Origin of the sequence: Novosphingobium sp. PhB57, from assembly GCF_004342985.1 — a bacterium.
Taxonomy (GTDB): Bacteria; Pseudomonadota; Alphaproteobacteria; order Sphingomonadales; family Sphingomonadaceae; genus Novosphingobium.
Genome location: NZ_SMBO01000001.1, coordinates 170392 through 188290, shown reverse-complemented (window position 1 = coordinate 188290; position 17899 = coordinate 170392). Strand labels below are relative to the sequence as shown.

The following is a 17899-nucleotide window of genomic DNA, read 5'->3' as shown; positions in this document are numbered from 1 at the left end:
CCTTCATGCAATTCCTTCCGTGTCGCCGGTCTTTACCGAAGCCTTCGCCGCAGGCGTCGAGGATGCGGCCAAGGATATGGAGGCGGCCTCGTTCTCGGCATGGCGGAACAGCGCGCGGTGGCGGCGGGCGCGGTGCTTGCGGCCGATCCAGTAGCGCCAGAACCACATGGTGAGGAAATAGCTCAGGAAAGCGGCGACGATCGACTGGATGAACAGGCCGATGAGAACGGCCGGCGCCGTGTCGGACAGCAGCCAGCTGCGCCACTGGGCCAGGCCCGCGCCTTCGCGCACCATCGCCTCAACCGTGGCGATGTCGGCGTGATAGCCGAAGCTGTTTCCGATCGCGACCGCAAGCGGCAGGATGATGAGCAGCGTCGTCACCGGGTTGCTGATGAAGGTGACGGCCGCCGCGAGCGGGATATTCCCGCGGAACGGCACGCACATGAGCGCCGCGCCGACGATCTGGACACCGGGAATGAGGGCGAAGATCCCGATGAACATGCCCACGGCCACGCCGCGCGGCACCGAGCGGCGGGTGAAGCGGAACAGTTCCGGGCGGCGGGTGAACGGCGCGGTGAAGCGATTCGCCTCCAACTGTGCATGCGTGGGCATCTGGCCGTGCAGCCAGGCCCCCAGGCGGTGCAGCAGGTCGCTCACTTGTGTTCGCGCAGGATGCGGCCCTGCTCCCGCTTCCAGTCGCGTTCCTTGATCGTGTGGCGCTTGTCCGCCGCGTTCTTGCCCTTGGCCAGCGCCAGTTCGACTTTGGCGCGGCCCCGGCCGTTGAAGTAGATCGAAAGCGGCACCAGCGTCATGCCCTTGCGCTCCACCGAACCCTGCAGGCGCGAGAGTTCCCGTTCATGCAGAAGCAGCTTGCGCGGGCGCTTGGGGACGTGATTGTAGCGATTGCCGTGGCTGAATTCGGGCACGTTGGAGTTCACCAGCCAGCACTCGCCGTTCTTGATCTCGGCGTAGGATTCCGCGATCGAGCCTTCGCCGAACCGCAGCGATTTCACTTCCGTGCCGGTCAGCGCGATGCCGGCCTCGAAAGTTTCCTCGATGTAGTACTCGAATCGCGCCTTGCGGTTTTCCGCGACGCTCTTGTGCTTGTCGAATGTCGTGTGCTGCGGGCGTGCCATGATGACCCGGCATGTAGGGATTGGCGCGGGAAAAGGAAACGCCCCTTTGCGTCATTTCGTCATCCCGTTGTCGACGGGCAGTCCCGCCGTGGGAGCGCATAGTCCAGACGACTTCTCTCGCTGGCAAGTGCCCAACGGCCATGAAGGAAAATTAACCGCGCCAGCGCCCAAGATCGCTCTTGCCATCGGCGCCGACAATTTGAATACCCCGGAACAAACGGGGTAAATCAACTTGCGCATCATACTTCGGTCGGCCCTGCCGGCTGCTTTGCTTATTGCCGGCTCAACATCGTCGATCGCATTGGCGGCCGCGCCTCCGTCCATCCAGCCCCCACCGCTCGATGCCTATGGCGAGCTACCGGAAGTGGAGGATGCGGCCATCTCGCCGGACGGTTCGTCGATCGCCAGCGTTGTGCACACCAACGGCGCCCGGCGGGTCTTCGTGATCAAAGACGGGAAAGTGCTGTTCAACGGCGCATCGGGGGAGACCAAGGTCCGCGCCATCGAATGGGCGGACAACGATACCGTGCTGGTGACCAGCAGTGCCACGGTGCCGATGTTCGGCTTCGCCGCCTCCAAGTATGAGATGTCCGGTACGATCATCCTGCCGATGCGGGCGGGCAACGAATCGGGCATGGTCTTCAGCAAGAGCAAGGGAATCGCGCGTACCACGCGCGGGCGCTACGGCATCCGCACCATCGCTGGGCGCACGGTCGGCTATTTCGGCGGGATCGCTCTCGAGGTCGACGGCTTCAACACACGCTGGCGCCATGGCCGCACGACGCTCTATGCCGTGGATATGGCCAGCAACCGAGCACGCGCGGTGGCACAGCCGGCACAGGAGGACCATTACCGCGACTGGCTGATAGACCGCGCCGGCAACGTGGCCGTCTTCCTCGATGTCGCCGAGAACAGCGGGGTCTAGAAAATCACGACGCCCAAGGGTCTGGAGCTTGCCCGCGGCGTCGATTCCACCGGCGACGTCAGCCTGGTCTCGTTCGCCAAGGACGGCTCGGCCGTGATCTACGCAATCGAGGACGAGGACGGGGCCTCCCACTGGTATGAAGCACCGCTGGCTGGCGGCCAGGGCACGGAAATCCTGAACGAGGTCGGCATCGACCGTCTGTTCGTGGACCGCAACAGCGGCAACATGATCGGCTACCGAACCCAGGGTGAAACGCCCAGGACAGTCATGGACAACCCCGCGTACCAGAGTGCGATCACCCGGATCTTCAAGGCCTTCGCGGGCCGCGAAGCGCATCTGATCGACTGGACGCCCGACTTCTCCAACGTGCTGGTGCGCACCACAGGCAACAAGGACAGCGGCACCTGGTATCTCGTGGACGTGCGCGCCAAGCGCGCCGATCCGATCGGCAACGAGCGTCCCGCCATCGCGCCTGACCAGGTCGGCGCCATTTCCACCGTCGACTACAAGGCGCAGGATGGTCTCGAAATGGACGGTGTCCTCACCCTGCCTCCCGGTCGAGAAGCCCGGAATCTGCCAGTGATCCTGCTGCCGCACGGCGGCCCCGCCGCGCACGACAAGGCTGAGTTCGACTGGTGGGCCCAGGCTTTCGCCTCTCGCGGTTATGCGGTGTTCCAACCCAACTTCCGGGGCTCGACCGGCCGCAGCGACACCTTCCGCCACGCCGGAGACGGACAGTGGGGCCGCAAGATGCAGTCCGACATCTCGGACGGTCTCGCCGAACTGGCAAAGCGCGGACTGGTCGATCCCAGGCGGGCTTGCATCGTCGGTGCCAGTTACGGCGGCTATGCGGCGCTGGCGGGCGTAACCCTGCAACAGGGGCTCTACCGCTGCGCCGTGTCGGTGGCGGGCGTGGCCGATCTCAAGCTCATGTATTCGACCGACATCCGCGAGAGCGGCGATTCCAAGATGCTCACCAAGTCTCTGCGAGAGCAATTGGGCGACCCGAAGCTTTACGACGAAGTCTCACCCCGCCGCTTCGCCTCGCGGGCCGATGCACCGGTCCTGCTGATCCACGGCAAGGACGATACCGTAGTCGGCTACAAGCAGAGCCAGGTGATGGCGGACGCACTGAAGGATGCGGGGAAGCCCTACGAACTCGTCGCCCTGACCGGTGAGGACCACTGGCTCTCCCGCGAGGAAACGCGCAAGCGAATGCTCTCGGAAGCGGTGCGCTTCGTGCAAAAGTACAATCCGGCGGATTGAGAAAATTATAGACCGTCGTTCCGGATCATGTCCGGGACGACGGTCTATCTGATCAGACCAGTCCGGCGTGGGCCAGGGCTTCGTCCACGGCGGTGCGAGCCTTGTCGCTGCAGGGGACGAGCGGGAGGCGCAGTTCGTTTTCGATCCAGTCGTGGACCTGGGCCAGCGCGTACTTGCACGGGCCCGGCGAGCTGTCCTCGAACATGGCGTAGTGCAGCGGATAGAGCAGGTCGTTCAGGCGGCGCGCTTCTTCCAGGTCGTTGGCCGCGCAGGCCGCCTGGAATTCGGCGCAGAGCTTCGGCGCGACGTTGGCGGTCACCGAGATGCAGCCCACGCCGCCTGCCGCGTTGAACGGCAGCGCGAGTTCGTCGTCACCGCAGAGCTGCACGAAGTGCTTGCCGATGCCCATGCGGTGATCGGTGACGCGGCTGAGATCGCCGCTGGCATCCTTGATGGCGATGAAGCGGTCCGGGAAGCGGCGCGCCAGTTCGCAGACGGTTTCCGGCAGCAGGTCGGTGACGGTGCGGCCGGGCACGTTGTAGAGCACGATCGGCAGGTCGTTGTTTTCGGCCAGATACGTGAAATGGGCCAGCAACCCTTCCTGGCTTGGCCGGTTGTAGTACGGCGCCACCAGCAGCGCCGCCGAGGCGCCGCACTTCTTGGAGAAATTCATGTGCAGCAGCGCGTTCATCGTATCGTTGCTGCCGCAGCCCGCGATCACCGGCACCCGGCCGGCGGCCTGCTCCACGCAGAGTTCGATGACGCGATGGTGCTCGGCATTCGAAAGCGTTGAATTCTCGCCAGTCGTACCGCAGGGCACGAGGGCTGAAGAACCCGCTTCTATCTGCCAGTCCACGAGTCGCCGAAAAGCCTGCTCATCGAACGCTCCGTCGCGAAACGGTGTAACAAGCGCAGGAATGGAACCCGAGAACATGGACTTTACCTCACCTGATGTTCATTGATCGAGCCCGACGGACCCGATGTTCAGCGCCTGATAAGGAGCCTTTTCCCAAAATGTCCAGCATGCAGCGTGTCGCCCCCCTCGTCCTGCTTGCTTCGACCGCCGCATTCGGCATCGCCATCGGCAGCCCCGCAGCCGCGCAAGACGGCCGCGAATGGGACCTTGCCAAGGCTCAGGCGATGCAGTCGCACGACATGGCGGTTCACCAGTCGATCGACCGCTGGCGCCAGCTCTCTGCGTCGGACAGCTTCGATTTCGGCAGCTATTCCGGCTTTCTGCTGACTTATCCCGGTTATCCGCAGGCGGACAAGATTCGCGTATCGGCCGAACGTGCGCTGCTGAACCAGTCGCCCGACGCCAATTCGGTGGTCTCGTTCTTCACCCGCTATCCGCCGCTGTCGAACCAGGCCGCCGGGCGCTACGCCGTGGCGCTGACCACGCTGCGCCGCCCCGATGCGCAGCAGCGTGCACTGGCCGCCTGGCGCGGCGGCACGCTGGCGCCGAACGACGAAGCACTGATTCTCGCCACCTACCGCGGCATGCTGACCCCGGCCGACCATGACATCCGCATGGACCGGCTGCTGTGGCAAGGCGAAACCTCGCAGGCGGAGCGGCAGGTCTCCTTCGTGTCGGCCGAGCGGCGCGCCCTGTTCATGGAGCGGCTGGCGATGTTGCAGGGCTCGCCCCCGGGCACGCTGGGCCTCGTACTGACGCCGCAGATGAACGCCGATGCCGGCTATATCTACAGCCGTGCGGTCCAGGCACGGAAGAGCGGCAACCTGCCCGGCGAAATCGCCCTGCTCTCGAATCGCCCCACGCTGACCGCGCCGGTCCCCGAGCCGGAAAAGTGGGTGCGCGAACTGCTCACCGCCGCCAAGGGCGCGGGTGCCGATTCGGCGGTGCGTATCGCCGCCAGCATCGACGACGCCTTCGCGCCCGGCACCGACATCAGCCAGCTCTCCTTCCGCCTGCGCGACGACTATACGACGCTGGTCTGGCTGGGCGGCACCAAGGCCCTGTGGCAACTGGGCGACGCGCGGCGCGCAGCGCCGCTGTTCTATCGCTACGGCGCCGCGGCGCAGACGCCCGGCACCCGGTCCAAGGGCTTCTACTGGGCCGGCCGCGCCCTGGCCCGCGCCGGAGACACCGCCGGCGCCAACCGCTATTTCCAGATGGCCGCGGCCTATCCGCACTACTTCTACGGCCAGCTCGCGCTCGAACGGCTGGGCCGCCCCCTGCCCGACCTCGACACCCGCCCCCGCGCGGTGCCGACCCAGGCCGAGCGCTCCGCCTTCTTCGCCAAGCCGCTGACGAATGCCGTGCGCGATGTCGCCCGCGACGGCGACTGGCGCACGACGGTGCAGTTCTTCCGCGAAATCTCGGACCAGGCGCAGAGCGAATCCGACCATGTGCTCGTGGCCGAACTGGCGCGGCAGATAGGCCGCCGCGACCTTGCCGTCATCCTCGGCCAGAGCGCGCACGGCGACGGCTACCAGGACTTCGGGCAGATCGCCTACCCCCTGATCCCGATGCCGCCCGGCGCCGACTTCGCCATGGCGCACGCCCTCACCCGGCAGGAGAGCCAGTTCGCCCAGAACGCGCTGAGCCATGCCGGTGCGCGCGGCCTGATGCAGCTCATGCCCGCCACGGCGCGCGAGCAGGCAGGCAAGCTCGGCATGGCCTATGACGAGAGCGCCCTGATCAACGACGCCAGCTACAACATCCGCCTCGGCGATGCCTACTTCACCCGCATGCGCAATTACTTCGGCGGTTCGCTTCCGCTGGCCGTGGGCGCCTACAACGCGGGCGCGGGCAATGTGAACAAGTGGCTGCGCGCCAACGGCGATCCCCGCACCGGCGCGGTCGACTGGATCGACTGGCTGGAACAGATCCCGATCTACGAGACCAAGAACTACATCCAGCGCGTGCTGGAAAACGCCGTGGTCTACGAATCGATGTACCCGAAGGAGTCGGGTTATCGCGGGAATACGCCGCTTACGCAATTGATCGGGAAGCGTAGTCCGGGGTGAAGGTTAAGGGAAGAAGCAGGGGAGCATAGCCCCCTGCGCCGCAAGGAGCGCACGACGGACAGGTGGCGCACGGCGCCGCCATTCCGAGGGTCCGGGGGATCATCCCCCGGGTCTTGCTCTTCTTAAATGCCCTTCACCCTGAACAACCCCGCCCCGCGCGAAGCAAGCCGCGCCGAAACCCGCCCTTCGACTGCGCCAAGATCCTTGCCCTCCCACAAGTCCCGCACCGAAGCCTTCGCGCCCAAACCAAGCAGCGAAAGCGGAACACTTACGTCGCGCTCCTTGTCCGACACATTGAACAGCGCCACGTAGCGATCCCCGCTACCCTCGGCGCGCGCTGTCCAGACCTTGGTGCCGTCGTCGAGGAACAGCGGCGTGTTCTCGGTGCTCGCCTGGTTCACCGCCAGCACTTCGCGATTGGTCAGCAGCGCCAGCGTCGGCGCGTCGAGGTGGCGCAAATCGCCCCCCATGATGAGCGGCGAGCGGGCGATCGACCAGAGCGTCATCAGCGTGCGCTGCTCGTCCGGGGTGAAGCGGGTATCGCGGTCGCCCAGGGCGAGGCGGCCGAGCGGCAGCATGTCGGCATCGGGCCAGGAGCCGGGACCGCGGAACGGCGTCCAGTTCTCCAGGCGCGTGAACTGCGCGTAGAGCTGCGCCCATTCGTCCCAGAAGTCGTCGGAGATGCGCCACATCTGCGCGTGCTGGCGAACGTGGGCGCCGCGCAGGACGGGGGTTTCGCCCGGCGAGAGGCTGAGCACGATGGGGCGGCCGCAGCGGGCGATGGCCTTGGCGGCCGCCTCGATCTCGGGCGCGTGTGCGTCGTAGGGACGGCTCATGTCGTCCATCTTGACGAAGTCGACGCCCCACGAGGCATAGAGCTTGAAAATGCTGTCGTAGTAGTCCTGAGCGCCGGGCTTGCTCATGTCGACACCGTACATGTCCGGGTTCCACGAGCAGATGCTGGAGGTGTCGGCAATGTCCTGCGCGCGCAGCTTGCTGCCGAGCACCGGGAGGTTGAGCTTCACGGCGTGACGCGGGATGCCGCGCATGACGTGGATGCCGAACTTCATGCCCATGGCGTGGACCTTGGCGGCGAGCGGCGCGAAGCCCTTGCCTCCCCTGGACGAGGGGAAGCGGTTGGGCGCAGGGATCATCCGGCCGTTGGCGTCCAGCGCCGGCACCGGGTTGGCGTTGTAGGTGTAGCTCTTGGCATCCGGCTCGTACCACTGGATGTCGACGGTGAAGACATCGTAGCCGAAGGGCAGCAGCTTCTCGCGCATGATCGCGGCGGTTTCGAGGGCCTGTGCCTCGGTGATGGTCCCGGCAAAGCTGTTCCAGCTGTTCCAGCCCATCGGCGGGCGGGGCGCGAGCGCAGCGCCCGGTGCGGGCGCCAGGCCGGGCATCGGCGCGGCAGCGCCGACGACTGCCGGGCTTCCGGCCTCGGCTCCGGCCCTGCCGGCCAGCCCGAGCAACGGTGCGGAAGCGGCAGCGAACAGTGCGGCGCGGCGTGAAATGTCCATGACGATCCTCAAATCCCGTTAGATATTGCTCGCTCTTTTGTCGGACTAATAGGCGGCGCGCAAGCCGGTGACGAAGCGGATCAGGGACTTGGCCGGACCGGCAATGCTTTATAAGGATCGGGTCATGAAACCCGCCGGTCCTCCGATCTCGCCTTCAGGCATGGCCGCGCTGCGCGCCCGCTACGACCATCTGCTGGGCAAGGAGCGCCCCGAAATCGTCGAGATCGTATCCTGGGCCGCGGGCAACGGCGACCGTTCCGAAAACGGCGACTACCTCTACGGCCGCAAGCGCATGCGCGAGATCGACCGCGAACTGGGCTATCTCGCCCGCCGCATGAAGGCACTGCGCGTGGTCGATCCGCGCGAGCAGACCGAGCGCGGCAAAGTGTTCTTCGGCGCCACGGTGACCCTCGCCGACGAGGACGACCTCCAGATGACCGTGACCATCGTCGGCGACGACGAGCAGGACGCCTCGAAAGGCCTGATCGGCTGGAGCGCCCCCATCACCCGCGCCCTGCGCGGCGCGGCCGTGGGAGACCTCCGCATGGTCCGCCTGCCATCGGGCGAAAAGGAATGGGAAGTGCTGGAGATCGGGTACCCGGCCCCGTGACGTCGCGATTGCGCGGGATTCCGCTGAACGTGGCGGCTCTGGCGATGGCAGGCCTCGCCCTGACGTTCTCGCCCGCGCCGGCACGCGCCCGGGAAAGCCTTGGGATCTACGCCGGCTGGGGCGCGTTCCGCGATCCGGTGATTCCGCGGTGCTATGCCATAGCCATGGCCGAGCCCAATGCTGCGGCGCGGGAGTACCAGCCTTTCGCGGCGGTCGGCACCTGGCCCCGGCGCGGGGCGCGCGGGCAAGTTCATTTCCGGCTGTCCCGGCGGATCGCGCAGGGCGCGCAAGTGACGCTGTCGCTCGGCGGGGAGCGCTTCGTGCTGACGGCCGGTGAAGGCGATGCCTGGGGGCGGGACGAGAAGGACAATGCCGCCATCGTCGCGGCCATGCGCTCCGCGCCGCGCATGACCGTGACGGCGCGCGACCGCCAGGGCCACCGCTTCGTCAATGCCTGGGCGCTCTCCGGCGCCGCTTCGGCGATGGACGCGGCGCTGATCGGCTGCGCGAAGCTGCAATAGGGGCGGTATGTCCGGGCTTTCCGCCCGGCTTTCCGCACTGGCGGAAACCGGCCGCGCAACGGAAACGCGCCACGAAAAAGGGCGGGAACTCTCGCTCCCGCCCTCCCCCTGCAATCGCGTGTCGCCTTAGAAGCGGACGCCTACGCCGGCCATGACCTGGTGACGGTCGAGGTCGAGGTCAAAGCGCTGGCCGTCCGCGATGTCGCCGGTGTAGTCCACCTCGCCCTTCTCGTAGTTCGAGTAGCGATATTCGAGCTTCACGAAGGCATTGTTGGTGATCGCCTGCTCGACACCGGCGCCGATGCGCCAGCCGTCGGCATCGATGTCGCGGTTGGTTTCCACGGTGCCGAACGTGCTGCGCACGTCGAACTTGGCGTTGGTGTAGCCGCCCTTGGCGTAGACCATCGTGGTCGGCGTGACGACATAGCCCACGCGCGCGCCGACATAGAGGTCGCGGTTGGTCTTGACGTTGCCGAGGCCGAAGCCTTCGAAATCGCCATCGTCGAACTTGGTCTTGGCGGTCGACCAGGTCACTTCGGCTTCGGGACCGAAGACGAGGTTGCCCGACCGGAAGTCATAGCCGGCGCCGACGCCATAGGCGAAGCCGTCGATCGACTGGTCGTTATCGACATTGGCGTCGTCGTCGACGCTGCTGCCGGCCTTGGTCACGTCGTAACCGGCCAGCGCCTCGACGTGGAAGCCTTCGAAGGGCTGGGCCGGGCCGGTGTCCTGCGCCATGGCGGGGACCGAAGCGATGGCCGTGCCGGCGGCAGTTCCGAGGGCCAGGCAGACGAGAAACTTCTTCATGGGATGCTCCATTCGTTGTTTTTTCCGACGGGCATCCGTTGGCGGCGACCGGCCCGTCTGGACTGGTCAAATGATCGTCATACGGGAGGAGTTTCCTGAACCTAACACAACGAAATTGCTGATGTTTTTGTGTCACACTTGATCGACGGAGCGAGGGCATGGAGCGCCGGGCGGCGGGAACCCGCGAAGCATTGCAGCGGTTCGCGCAGGCCTGCGCGAGCGCGCATCTTCCGTTTTGGGCGCGGATGCACTATATGCCCCCCCGATCATGACAGACGCGAACCAGACTCCTTCCGGCCCCTCCGGCGCCGGGCCAATGCCGATCCCGGGCCATATCGATCCCGTGCCGGTGCCCCGTCCCAACCTCGTGGAGGGGGTGACCCCGCGCGAAGACGGCCGCCTGGACCTGATCGGCCTGCCCAAGAAGCGCATCGCCGAAATGTTCGAAACGGCCGGGCTCGACGCCAAGGCCGCCAAGCTGCGCGCCAAGCAGGTCTACCACTGGCTCTACCACCGCGGCGTCACCGAGTTCGAGGCGATGACCGATATCGCCAAGACCATGCGCCCTTGGCTGGCCGAACGCTTCGTGATCGGCCGCCCCGAGATCGTCGAGGCCCAGCACTCCAGCGACGGCACCCGCAAGTGGCTGCTGCGCACGGCCGACGCGCACGATTTCGAGATGGTGTTCATTCCCGACGCCGATCGCGGCACGCTCTGCGTCTCCTCGCAAGTCGGCTGCACACTCAACTGCCGCTTCTGCCACACCGGCACCATGCGCCTGGTGCGCAACCTGACGGTGGGCGAGATCGTCGGCCAGGTCATGCTGGCGCGCGATGCGCTGGGCGAATGGCCCAAGGGCCGCATGGACTTCAGCTTCGGCGACGGCATCGACGGCGCGGATGTGGCCGACGACGAGGAGGAAGGCAGCTACACCTCGGATGGCCGCCTGCTCACCAACATCGTGATGATGGGCATGGGCGAGCCGCTCTATAATTTCGACAATGTGCGCGACGCGCTGAAGCTGGTCATGGACGGTGACGGCCTGGCGCTGTCCAAGCGCCGCATCACGCTCTCCACTTCGGGCGTGATCCCCCAGATGGCCCGCTGCGGCGAGGAAATCGGCGTGAACCTGGCCGTCTCGCTCCATGCCGTGACCAAGGATGTCCGTGACGAGATCGTGCCGGTCAACAAGAAGTACGGCATCGAGGATCTGCTCCAGGCCTGTGCCGACTATCCGGGGGCCTCGAACGCGCGCCGCATCACGTTCGAATACGTGATGCTCAAGGACAAGAACGACAGCGACGACGACGCGCGCGAACTGGTTCGCCTGCTCAAGAAGTACGACCTGCCCGCCAAGGTCAACCTGATCCCGTTCAACCCCTGGCCGGGCGCGCAATACGAATGCTCGACGCCGGAGCGGATCAAGTCGTTCTCGGAAATCGTGTTCAGGGGCGGCATCTCGGCCCCGGTGCGCACCCCGCGCGGGCGCGACATCGATGCCGCCTGCGGCCAGCTCAAGACCGCTGCCGAGAAGAAGAGCCGCGCCGAACTGGAGCGCCTCTATGCCGAGAAGGAAAAGGAACTCGGCTGAGCCTTTCGCGCGATCCTCGTCCCTTTCCCGGAAACTTTCGGCCGGATGCTTTCGGCCGGACAGTTTCGGCATGACGCCGTGAACTCGACATTTGGCGCGGGGCAAATCCGCCCCTAGACAGGGACGAGATCGACCGAGAGGACTTTGGATGACCGAGACCCTGCCCCCGACTTCGGCTGACGGCGAAGAGCGCCTGCGCGGCATGGTCCGCCTGCCGGGCGGCACTTTCACGATGGGTTCGGAAAGCTTCTACCCCGAGGAAGCCCCGCTGCGGCGAGTGGCCGTCGATGCCTTCTGGATCGACGAGACACCCGTCACCAATCGCGACTTCGCCCGCTTCGTGGAGGCCACCGGCCATACGACCGGTGCCGAGATCGCACCCGACCCGAAGGACTATCCGGGAATGCCGCCCGAGATGGCGCATGCCGGCTCGCTGGTCTTCCGCAAGAGCGCGACCCCGGTGGACACGTCCAACCCGGCAAACTGGTGGAATTTCGAATTCGGCGCATCGTGGCGCCATCCGCTCGGGCCGGGCAGCGACATCGACGCGCTGGACCTCTGGGATCATCCGGTGATCCACGTCGCTTATGCCGATGCCGAAGCGTACGCGACGTGGGCAGGCAAGGATCTTCCGACCGAAGCCGAATTCGAATTCGCCGCCAAGGGCGGTCTCGATGATGCGGCCTATGCCTGGGGCGACGAACTCGCGCCCGAAGGCCGGATGATGGCCAATTACTGGCAGGGACTGTTCCCTTTCGCGAACCAGTGCCTGGACGGCTGGGAACGCACTTCGCCGGTGCGCAGCTTCCCGGCCAACGGCTATGGGCTCTACGACATGATCGGCAATACCTGGGAATGGACGCGCGACTGGTGGTCGGATCGGCCGGACGCCGGCAAGAAGCAGGGCGGCTCCTGCTGCGCGATCAGCAACCCCAAGGGCGCGAAGCTCAAGGACAGCTTCGATCCCGCGCAGCCGCAGATCCGTATCGGCCGCAAGGTCATCAAGGGCGGCTCGCATCTTTGCGCTGCGAATTACTGCCAGCGCTATCGCCCCGCCGCGCGCCATCCCGAAATGATCGACACGGCGACGACGCACATCGGCTTTCGCTGCGTGGTCCGGGAAAAATAGAAATCCGATCAAGGCGCAGCGTGTAGGAAGCGGCGCTTCGGGAAGCAGCGGCCGGCCGATGGGATCGGCCGGCCAGCACTGTCATTCAGGTCCGTTGCGGCAAAATCGCGCTCGGGACGTTTCCTAGCGGGCGATGGCCAGAGCCACCGGCGCGCGGACCGTTTCCTCGACCGGCACGAAGTCCGGCGTTTCGCGGAAGTCGCCGCCGTGCGTGATGAGCCCCTGGTTCACGGCCCAGATCGCGGCCTGGGTACGGTTCTGGACCATGAGCTTGCGCAGAATGGCCTTGACGTGAACCTTGACCGTGGCCTCGCTGATGTCGAGACGATAGGCGATCACCTTGTTGGGATAGCCCATTACCAGGCAGCGCAGCGTATCGATTTCGCGATCGGAAAGCAGCTCGCTGAGCTGGACCTGCACTTCGGCCTTGCCCTCGGCGATGACCTGCTTCTGCGGCAGATGCTGCAGCAGTGCGCTGGGCAATACCTTTTCACCCTGATTAACCAATCGCAGGGATTCGATCAGGGGTTCGGAGCCGATTTCCTTCAACAGGAAGGCATGGGCGCCAAGCTGGAAGGCTTCCACCATCTGCCCGAACTCGAATTCGTCCGCCAGCAGGACCGCCCGCATGTGCGGATGGCGCTCCTTCATGGCCGGAAGGCATTCGAGCAGGTCTCCACACGTTCCCATGTCGAAAACGGTAAGACCAACGGTTGGTGAATCGCTGTCGCTGAGCACCGCGTCACAGTCCTTGAAGAACCGGGTGCACTTGAACTCGCACTTGTCGAGAATTTTGCAGATCCCTTCCCTCACGAGGGAGTTGAAACCGACAATGCTCACGCACACTTCATCAAAAGTCGACATCGTCTTTCTCTCCTGAATAACGGAAATACGGACGACCCAAGCGTATTATGATATTATTTTGGGACTGATCCTGACTCACCCAAGCGCAGGACGGAACAGTCAAAGAACTTCCCTTTCGGAAAATCCCAAATCAGAAAATCAACGACAATCGCTGGATGACCTTGCCAGAATGGCGAGCCCCCCCTTTGCATGCCCCCTATTTCCACCCACACCTTAGGTAGATCACCTTAGAACATATTGTCGTCTTCAAGTCGAGGGGGTGGTTAGGTTCTATTCGAGCCGTGAATGAGCATTCTAGGTGCCTTCGAATTCCCCCTATGATCAGTGGGATACCCCCCCTTTCCAAAAGTTCATTCTGGAGGGCAGGGAGTCAAACGTATAATTCTGGTACACTGTACCTCCAAAGAGGTAGTCTTTCGATAACTTACACCTTTTCAAGACGTTAACTTACAAAAGTTAACATACCTTCCTCTGTCAGGCACGGCTGGAGGGGATCCGCGCCAGCCTGCGGAACGGGTGCGAGCGAGGGGACTTTTTCCGGAAGTCGAGGATTTCCGCCATGCGACTCGCGCTGCGACTGCCCAGTCGCTGCAATCCTCTGCAACCTCCTAGGATCAGGAGGTAGGGCCGGCGAATCGGTTGAGGCCCAGGGCGATTCTCTTCGCGGCTGCAGCACGCGTCTCGCGGCACTGCGGTGAGAAGCTACCGGCAACTACCTCGCCGGTTGCACGGTAAACTAACCGGACGAATCGATTCGGAGATTTTTCGGGCTCGTTCGAGCCTTTTTACGGTTCTCGATCGGGTCGGTGTGCAAGGCCGCGTGAAACCGGCGTCACGGTGCCGCGGCAAAGTATTCACCATCTATACATATTCGGATCACGTCAGAAAAACCGAAGTATTCCCGCTTCAATAGCTGACGCGCAGGCCGCTTCTTGGCAAAGACCGGCCGCCCAACTGTAAAGAGCAGCCCAGCGGCGGCGACTGGCGGCCGGCGATCCCGCCCCTGCCGGGACGGTGCGACGAGCCGCCCGCGTCTTGCGCCGGGCGGGACCCGAAGCGCGGTCACGGCTTTCAGCGCCGAGCGCTATCGAAAGATGACCTTTCGCGCGTGCCGGGGGGTCGCGCCGGCCGTGGTCTCAGCGCTCTATGGCGCGAACCAGGACGAAGCCTTCGGCGGCCTCGGAAAACACGGTGGAACCCCGCAGCCGGGCCAGGGCCTCGATGGTGATGAGCGAGCGCTCGTCGGGAAAGTCGCGAACCTGGCTTTCGAACAGCGCGAAGGCATCGAGCTTGCGCTGCAGGGTGGCCGAGATGTCGATATGGACGTTGGGCACGAAAGGCGGCGTCATCGGCGCTGCGTACCAGTTGGTCTCGGACAGGGTCTCATAGGCCAGCACCCGCGTCGGCACGGTGCGGTCGCGCGGGCGGGCGGCGACCATCGCGGCCAGGAAGCTCAACTGGTGGTCCTGGTGAATATCCCCCAGGAACGGCACGAAAAGCGTGTCCGGCGCGACTTCGCGGACCACGCGCCCGAGCGCCGCATTGAGTTCCGCAGCAGGCACCACGTCCAGCGAAGCAGCCGGAAAATCCAGCATGTGCACCTGGCTCACGCCGATATGATCGTGCGCGCGGCGCATCTCGGCCTGGACCCGCGCGACGCCGTCTTCCGAGAAGGCGGGAGGCCGCCCGCTGGTGACGACCACGACCTGCACGTCCATGCCCGCCGCCGCCATGCGCGCCATCGTGCCGCCGCAGCCGAGGATCTCGTCATCGGGATGGGGCGCGACGACGAGGACCTTTCCATAGTGATCGAGAGCCAAGCGCTATCCTTTCAGCACGGCATGCAGGGCCGGTGGCTTGCCCTCGGCAAGCTCCCAGTCGGTCAGTTCAAGCAACCCGTCTCCGGTCTGCACGGTCAATATTCCGTCGCGGCTGGCCATGATCTGCCCCGCGATGGCGTGATGCCGGTCCGCGCCGCCCACGGGCCGCGTGGCCCAGACGGTCATCCTGCGTCCGGAAACATGCGTGAAAGCGCCCGGATAGGGCCGCCCCACGGCGCGGACGAGCCGGTCGATCCCGGCCGCGGAATCGCGCCAGTCGATCTGGCCGTCGGCCGGAGTGCGCTTGGTCGCCCAGGTCGCATAGCGCTCGTCCTGCACCTGCCTTGGCTGCTCGCCTTGCGCCAGGCGGGGCAGGAGCGCGCGCAACATCGCGCGCAGGGCGTCCATGTGCTTGTCGTAGAGGCCCTGCGCCGTTTCATCGCGCGCAAGGTGGAAATAGTGCTGCCCCAGGATGTCGCCATCGTCGGTGCCCTCGGCGATCCAGAACAGGCTGGACGCGGAGATCGGCTCGTCCAGCAGGATCGTCCAGGGAATGGCGGCGCGCCCGCGCAGGCGCGGCAGCGGTGCGGGATGATAGCCGATCGCGCCTTTCGCGGCGATCGACAGGAATTCCGGACCGACGATCTGCGACCAGCCGACCACGAAGACGTAGTCGGGCCGCTCGGCGCGAACCATGTCCAGCACTTCGGCATCGTTGGTGCGCGCGATATGGGCGAGCCGCGCCCCTGCCCTTTCGGCGAACGGCGCCATGTCGACCAGGTCCGAGTGACGCCCGTGCAGTTCGGGCGGCAAGGTGCCGACCAGCGTGAGATCCCAGCCCGGCGCCTCGGCCAGTTCTTCGACGAGCACCTGGGTGCTCCCCACGGCGCCGATCACGACAGCCCGCATTGCCTTGCCCCCGATCCTGACTTCAGAGCATTTTCGCATCGGTTAGGACACCGGATGACTCGGAAAATGCGAAAAACGAATAACTGGAGTGACCGCTCTAACCCGCGATCGCCCGCGAAGGCCCGGCACTCTGGAGGCGCGGCCCGGCGGATTCGGGCGGCCGGTCGTCCGACGGCGCCGGTTCCGAGCGGATCGTCGCCGGCTCGTTCCAGGGTTCGCGCAGGAGGTCCATCTCGTCGAGCAGCTGGTGGTTCACCTTGCGCACGTCGTAGATCTTCTCGGCCAGATCCCGTGAGCGCGCGGCCATGCTCGTCACCAGCGAGGGCGCCTCGATGAAGCGCTGCATCGCCGCCTTGAGCGCGCCCGCGTCGCGCGGTGCCACCAGGAAGCCGTTCTCGCCCTCGATGATCGGCTCGCGGCAGCCGGGCATGTCGGTGGTGATGATCGGACGGCCGGTGGCCATGGCTTCGAGGATCGTGCGCGGCAAACCCTCGCGGTAGTAGGACGGCAGCACGAAGACCGAGCAGCTCGCGAGATAGGGCCGCACGTCGCTGGTGCCGGGGATGAACTGGACGGGGAACTGCCGCGCCAGCCGGGCGCATTCGACTTCGTCGATCCCGGTCGGATTGTCGCGCTCGTAATGGCCGAGCACGCAGAATTCGACTTCGGGATTGTCCAGCTTGAGCTGCCGGGCCGCCTCGACGAATTCGTAGATGCCCTTATCGCGCATCAGCCGGCCGACCAGCAGGAAGCGCAGGCGGTTGCGCGGCAGCGGCTCCAGCCGGAAGCGTTCGAGATCGATGCCCGAGCCTGGCACTTGCACCACGTTCTGGCGCGACGTGACGATGCCGAGGTCGATCATGTCCTGCCGGTCGTCGGCATTGAACACGAAGACGCCCCGGGCGCGGCGAACCGCCTCGCGGTAAAGCCGGGTCACGGCCCAGCGCAGGCCCTTGCGGGCGCTGGAATCCTCGCTGAAGACGTAGCCCAGCCCCGACATCAGCGCGAAGAAGCGCGGCACGCAGAGCATGCGTGCGGCGATCCCGCCGTAGATGATCGGCTTCTGGGTATAGGCCAGGACCAGGTCCGGCTTTTCGGCCATCATCAACTTGACGTAAGCGGACAGCAGGGCCGCATCCTTGACCGGATTGGTGCCGGTGCGCGCCATCGGCACGATCCTGAAGCCTATGCCCCAGGCCGCGAGATCGCGTTCCACGGCGGCGTTCTGGTCAGGCGCCACGGCGACGACTTCATGCCCGTTCGCCTTCAATTCCCGCAGCAAGGCGCCCCGGAAATTGGTGAGCGAATAGGCAAGACTGGACAGGACGAGTATCTTCATTGCGTAATCGAGCCCCAGGCTGACGGATGGTGCCGCAAGGCAGCCCCCACGCCCCCGCGTGTGTGCCCCATCCCGATGTCGCCCTGAATGATGACCCTCGGACCGCCGATCGCAAGCGACTAATCGGCTGATAGCCCTTCGAGATGGCCCGCGGCGATTAAGGGATGGTTTCCGGCAAGGGCGCCCGCTCCCTTTGGATCACCCCCATGTCCGACAGTCGAAGGCGCGACCTATTCGCAAGAGAATCGGCAATTACGGCTGATGGCTTCATGCACAAGTGCGCGCCCTGAAATTGGTCAATAGATCATGAATCGATGAGGCCGGGTGCGGCCCCCCGAGCATTTTTCCGGTCCTGAAAAACGGCGCCGGAAAGAAGGAGCCGGAAAAGCCGGACCCGCGGAAACTGCCACGGGCACTGCTCCGGAACGCCGGGAGGCAGGATGCACCGGGGAAATTGGGCCCGAAAAGCTG

Annotated in this window: 16 protein-coding genes; 7 read left to right on the top strand and 9 right to left on the bottom strand. The window is 65.3% G+C overall.

The window, feature by feature from the left end; genetic code table 11:
* Window positions 1-3: 3 nt before the first annotated feature.
* Window positions 4-657, bottom strand: coding sequence for a DUF2062 domain-containing protein (locus tag EDF58_RS00795; protein WP_132261840.1), 654 nt, complete (start codon window positions 655-657; stop codon window positions 4-6).
* On the bottom strand, window positions 654-1136 hold the full coding sequence (smpB, locus tag EDF58_RS00790) for an SsrA-binding protein SmpB (RefSeq protein WP_132261838.1): 483 nt from the start codon (window positions 1134-1136) through the stop codon (window positions 654-656). Before smpB ends, EDF58_RS00795 begins: the two co-directional genes overlap by 4 nt.
* Window positions 1137-1368: 232 nt before the next feature.
* On the opposite strand from smpB, the gene EDF58_RS26270 reads away from it, so the two are divergent.
* Window positions 1369-2061 (top strand): hypothetical protein, encoded by a 693-nt coding sequence (locus EDF58_RS26270; protein ID WP_243654014.1) that lies wholly within the window; start codon window positions 1369-1371, stop codon window positions 2059-2061.
* Between the two features lie 93 nt (window positions 2062-2154).
* Window positions 2155-3327, top strand: coding sequence for an alpha/beta fold hydrolase (locus EDF58_RS26265; protein ID WP_243654013.1), 1173 nt, complete (start codon window positions 2155-2157; stop codon window positions 3325-3327).
* A 52-nt stretch (window positions 3328-3379) separates the two neighbouring features.
* Here the strand turns inward: EDF58_RS26265 and dapA are convergent, their stop codons facing one another.
* Window positions 3380-4261: a 4-hydroxy-tetrahydrodipicolinate synthase gene (gene dapA / locus EDF58_RS00780; protein ID WP_132261837.1), complete on the bottom strand. Its 882-nt coding sequence runs from the start codon at window positions 4259-4261 to the stop codon at window positions 3380-3382.
* 80 nt (window positions 4262-4341) lie between these two features.
* Here dapA and EDF58_RS00775 point away from each other — a divergent pair, with 80 nt between their 5' ends.
* Entirely contained in the window at window positions 4342-6318 is a 1977-nt protein-coding gene (locus tag EDF58_RS00775; RefSeq protein WP_132261835.1) for a lytic transglycosylase domain-containing protein, read from the top strand.
* Between the two features lie 122 nt (window positions 6319-6440).
* On the opposite strand, the gene EDF58_RS00770 is transcribed toward EDF58_RS00775, so the two are convergent.
* Window positions 6441-7721: a glycoside hydrolase family 27 protein gene (locus tag EDF58_RS00770; RefSeq protein WP_243654112.1), complete on the bottom strand. Its 1281-nt coding sequence runs from the start codon at window positions 7719-7721 to the stop codon at window positions 6441-6443.
* 241 nt (window positions 7722-7962) lie between these two features.
* Here EDF58_RS00770 and greB point away from each other — a divergent pair, with 241 nt between their 5' ends.
* Together greB and EDF58_RS00760 are read left to right on the top strand one after the other, a co-directional pair.
* Window positions 7963-8448 (top strand): transcription elongation factor GreB, encoded by a 486-nt coding sequence (gene greB, locus EDF58_RS00765; RefSeq protein WP_132261832.1) that lies wholly within the window; start codon window positions 7963-7965, stop codon window positions 8446-8448.
* 44 nt (window positions 8449-8492) lie between these two features.
* Window positions 8493-8969: a hypothetical protein gene (locus tag EDF58_RS00760; protein WP_132261830.1), complete on the top strand. Its 477-nt coding sequence runs from the start codon at window positions 8493-8495 to the stop codon at window positions 8967-8969.
* A 126-nt stretch (window positions 8970-9095) separates the two neighbouring features.
* Here EDF58_RS00760 and EDF58_RS00755 read toward each other — a convergent pair whose 3' ends face one another.
* Complete coding sequence (locus tag EDF58_RS00755) at window positions 9096-9776, bottom strand: outer membrane protein (protein WP_132261829.1); 681 nt, start codon at window positions 9774-9776, stop codon at window positions 9096-9098.
* Between the two features lie 316 nt (window positions 9777-10092).
* Between EDF58_RS00755 and rlmN the strand changes: the two genes are divergently transcribed.
* Both rlmN and EDF58_RS00745 read left to right on the top strand, forming a co-directional pair.
* On the top strand, window positions 10093-11367 hold the full coding sequence (rlmN, locus tag EDF58_RS00750) for a 23S rRNA (adenine(2503)-C(2))-methyltransferase RlmN (RefSeq protein ID WP_132264005.1): 1275 nt from the start codon (window positions 10093-10095) through the stop codon (window positions 11365-11367).
* Window positions 11368-11569: 202 nt separating this feature from the next.
* Complete coding sequence (locus tag EDF58_RS00745) at window positions 11570-12496, top strand: formylglycine-generating enzyme family protein (RefSeq protein ID WP_132264003.1); 927 nt, start codon at window positions 11570-11572, stop codon at window positions 12494-12496.
* A 123-nt stretch (window positions 12497-12619) separates the two neighbouring features.
* Here EDF58_RS00745 and EDF58_RS00740 read toward each other — a convergent pair whose 3' ends face one another.
* The 4 genes from EDF58_RS00740 to EDF58_RS00725 form a co-directional block, all read right to left on the bottom strand.
* Entirely contained in the window at window positions 12620-13360 is a 741-nt protein-coding gene (locus tag EDF58_RS00740; protein ID WP_132261827.1) for a response regulator transcription factor, read from the bottom strand.
* A gap of 1136 nt (window positions 13361-14496) precedes the next feature.
* Window positions 14497-15180 carry a PIG-L deacetylase family protein gene (locus EDF58_RS00735; protein ID WP_132261826.1) on the bottom strand — a complete coding sequence of 228 codons (684 nt, stop codon included), beginning with the start codon at window positions 15178-15180 and terminating at the stop codon, window positions 14497-14499.
* A gap of 3 nt (window positions 15181-15183) precedes the next feature.
* On the bottom strand, window positions 15184-16089 hold the full coding sequence (locus EDF58_RS00730) for a formyltransferase family protein (RefSeq protein ID WP_132261824.1): 906 nt from the start codon (window positions 16087-16089) through the stop codon (window positions 15184-15186).
* A 97-nt stretch (window positions 16090-16186) separates the two neighbouring features.
* On the bottom strand, window positions 16187-17428 hold the full coding sequence (locus EDF58_RS00725) for a glycosyltransferase family 4 protein (RefSeq protein ID WP_132261823.1): 1242 nt from the start codon (window positions 17426-17428) through the stop codon (window positions 16187-16189).
* Window positions 17429-17899 lie beyond the last annotated feature (471 nt).

Coding starts and splice junctions, on each gene's coding strand:
- smpB (WP_132261838.1), bottom strand. CDS start 1,136: ATGGCACGCCCGCAGCACACGACATTCGACAAGCACAAGAGCGTCGCG.
- dapA (WP_132261837.1), bottom strand. CDS start 4,261: ATGTTCTCGGGTTCCATTCCTGCGCTTGTTACACCGTTTCGCGACGGA.
- EDF58_RS00775 (WP_132261835.1), top strand. CDS start 4,342: ATGTCCAGCATGCAGCGTGTCGCCCCCCTCGTCCTGCTTGCTTCGACC.
- EDF58_RS00770 (WP_243654112.1), bottom strand. CDS start 7,721: ATGCCCGGCCTGGCGCCCGCACCGGGCGCTGCGCTCGCGCCCCGCCCG.
- greB (WP_132261832.1), top strand. CDS start 7,963: ATGAAACCCGCCGGTCCTCCGATCTCGCCTTCAGGCATGGCCGCGCTG.
- EDF58_RS00760 (WP_132261830.1), top strand. CDS start 8,493: ATGGCAGGCCTCGCCCTGACGTTCTCGCCCGCGCCGGCACGCGCCCGG.
- EDF58_RS00755 (WP_132261829.1), bottom strand. CDS start 9,776: ATGAAGAAGTTTCTCGTCTGCCTGGCCCTCGGAACTGCCGCCGGCACG.
- rlmN (WP_132264005.1), top strand. CDS start 10,093: ATGCCGATCCCGGGCCATATCGATCCCGTGCCGGTGCCCCGTCCCAAC.
- EDF58_RS00745 (WP_132264003.1), top strand. CDS start 11,570: ATGGTCCGCCTGCCGGGCGGCACTTTCACGATGGGTTCGGAAAGCTTC.
- EDF58_RS00740 (WP_132261827.1), bottom strand. CDS start 13,360: ATGTCGACTTTTGATGAAGTGTGCGTGAGCATTGTCGGTTTCAACTCC.
- EDF58_RS00730 (WP_132261824.1), bottom strand. CDS start 16,089: ATGCGGGCTGTCGTGATCGGCGCCGTGGGGAGCACCCAGGTGCTCGTC.
- EDF58_RS00725 (WP_132261823.1), bottom strand. CDS start 17,428: ATGAAGATACTCGTCCTGTCCAGTCTTGCCTATTCGCTCACCAATTTC.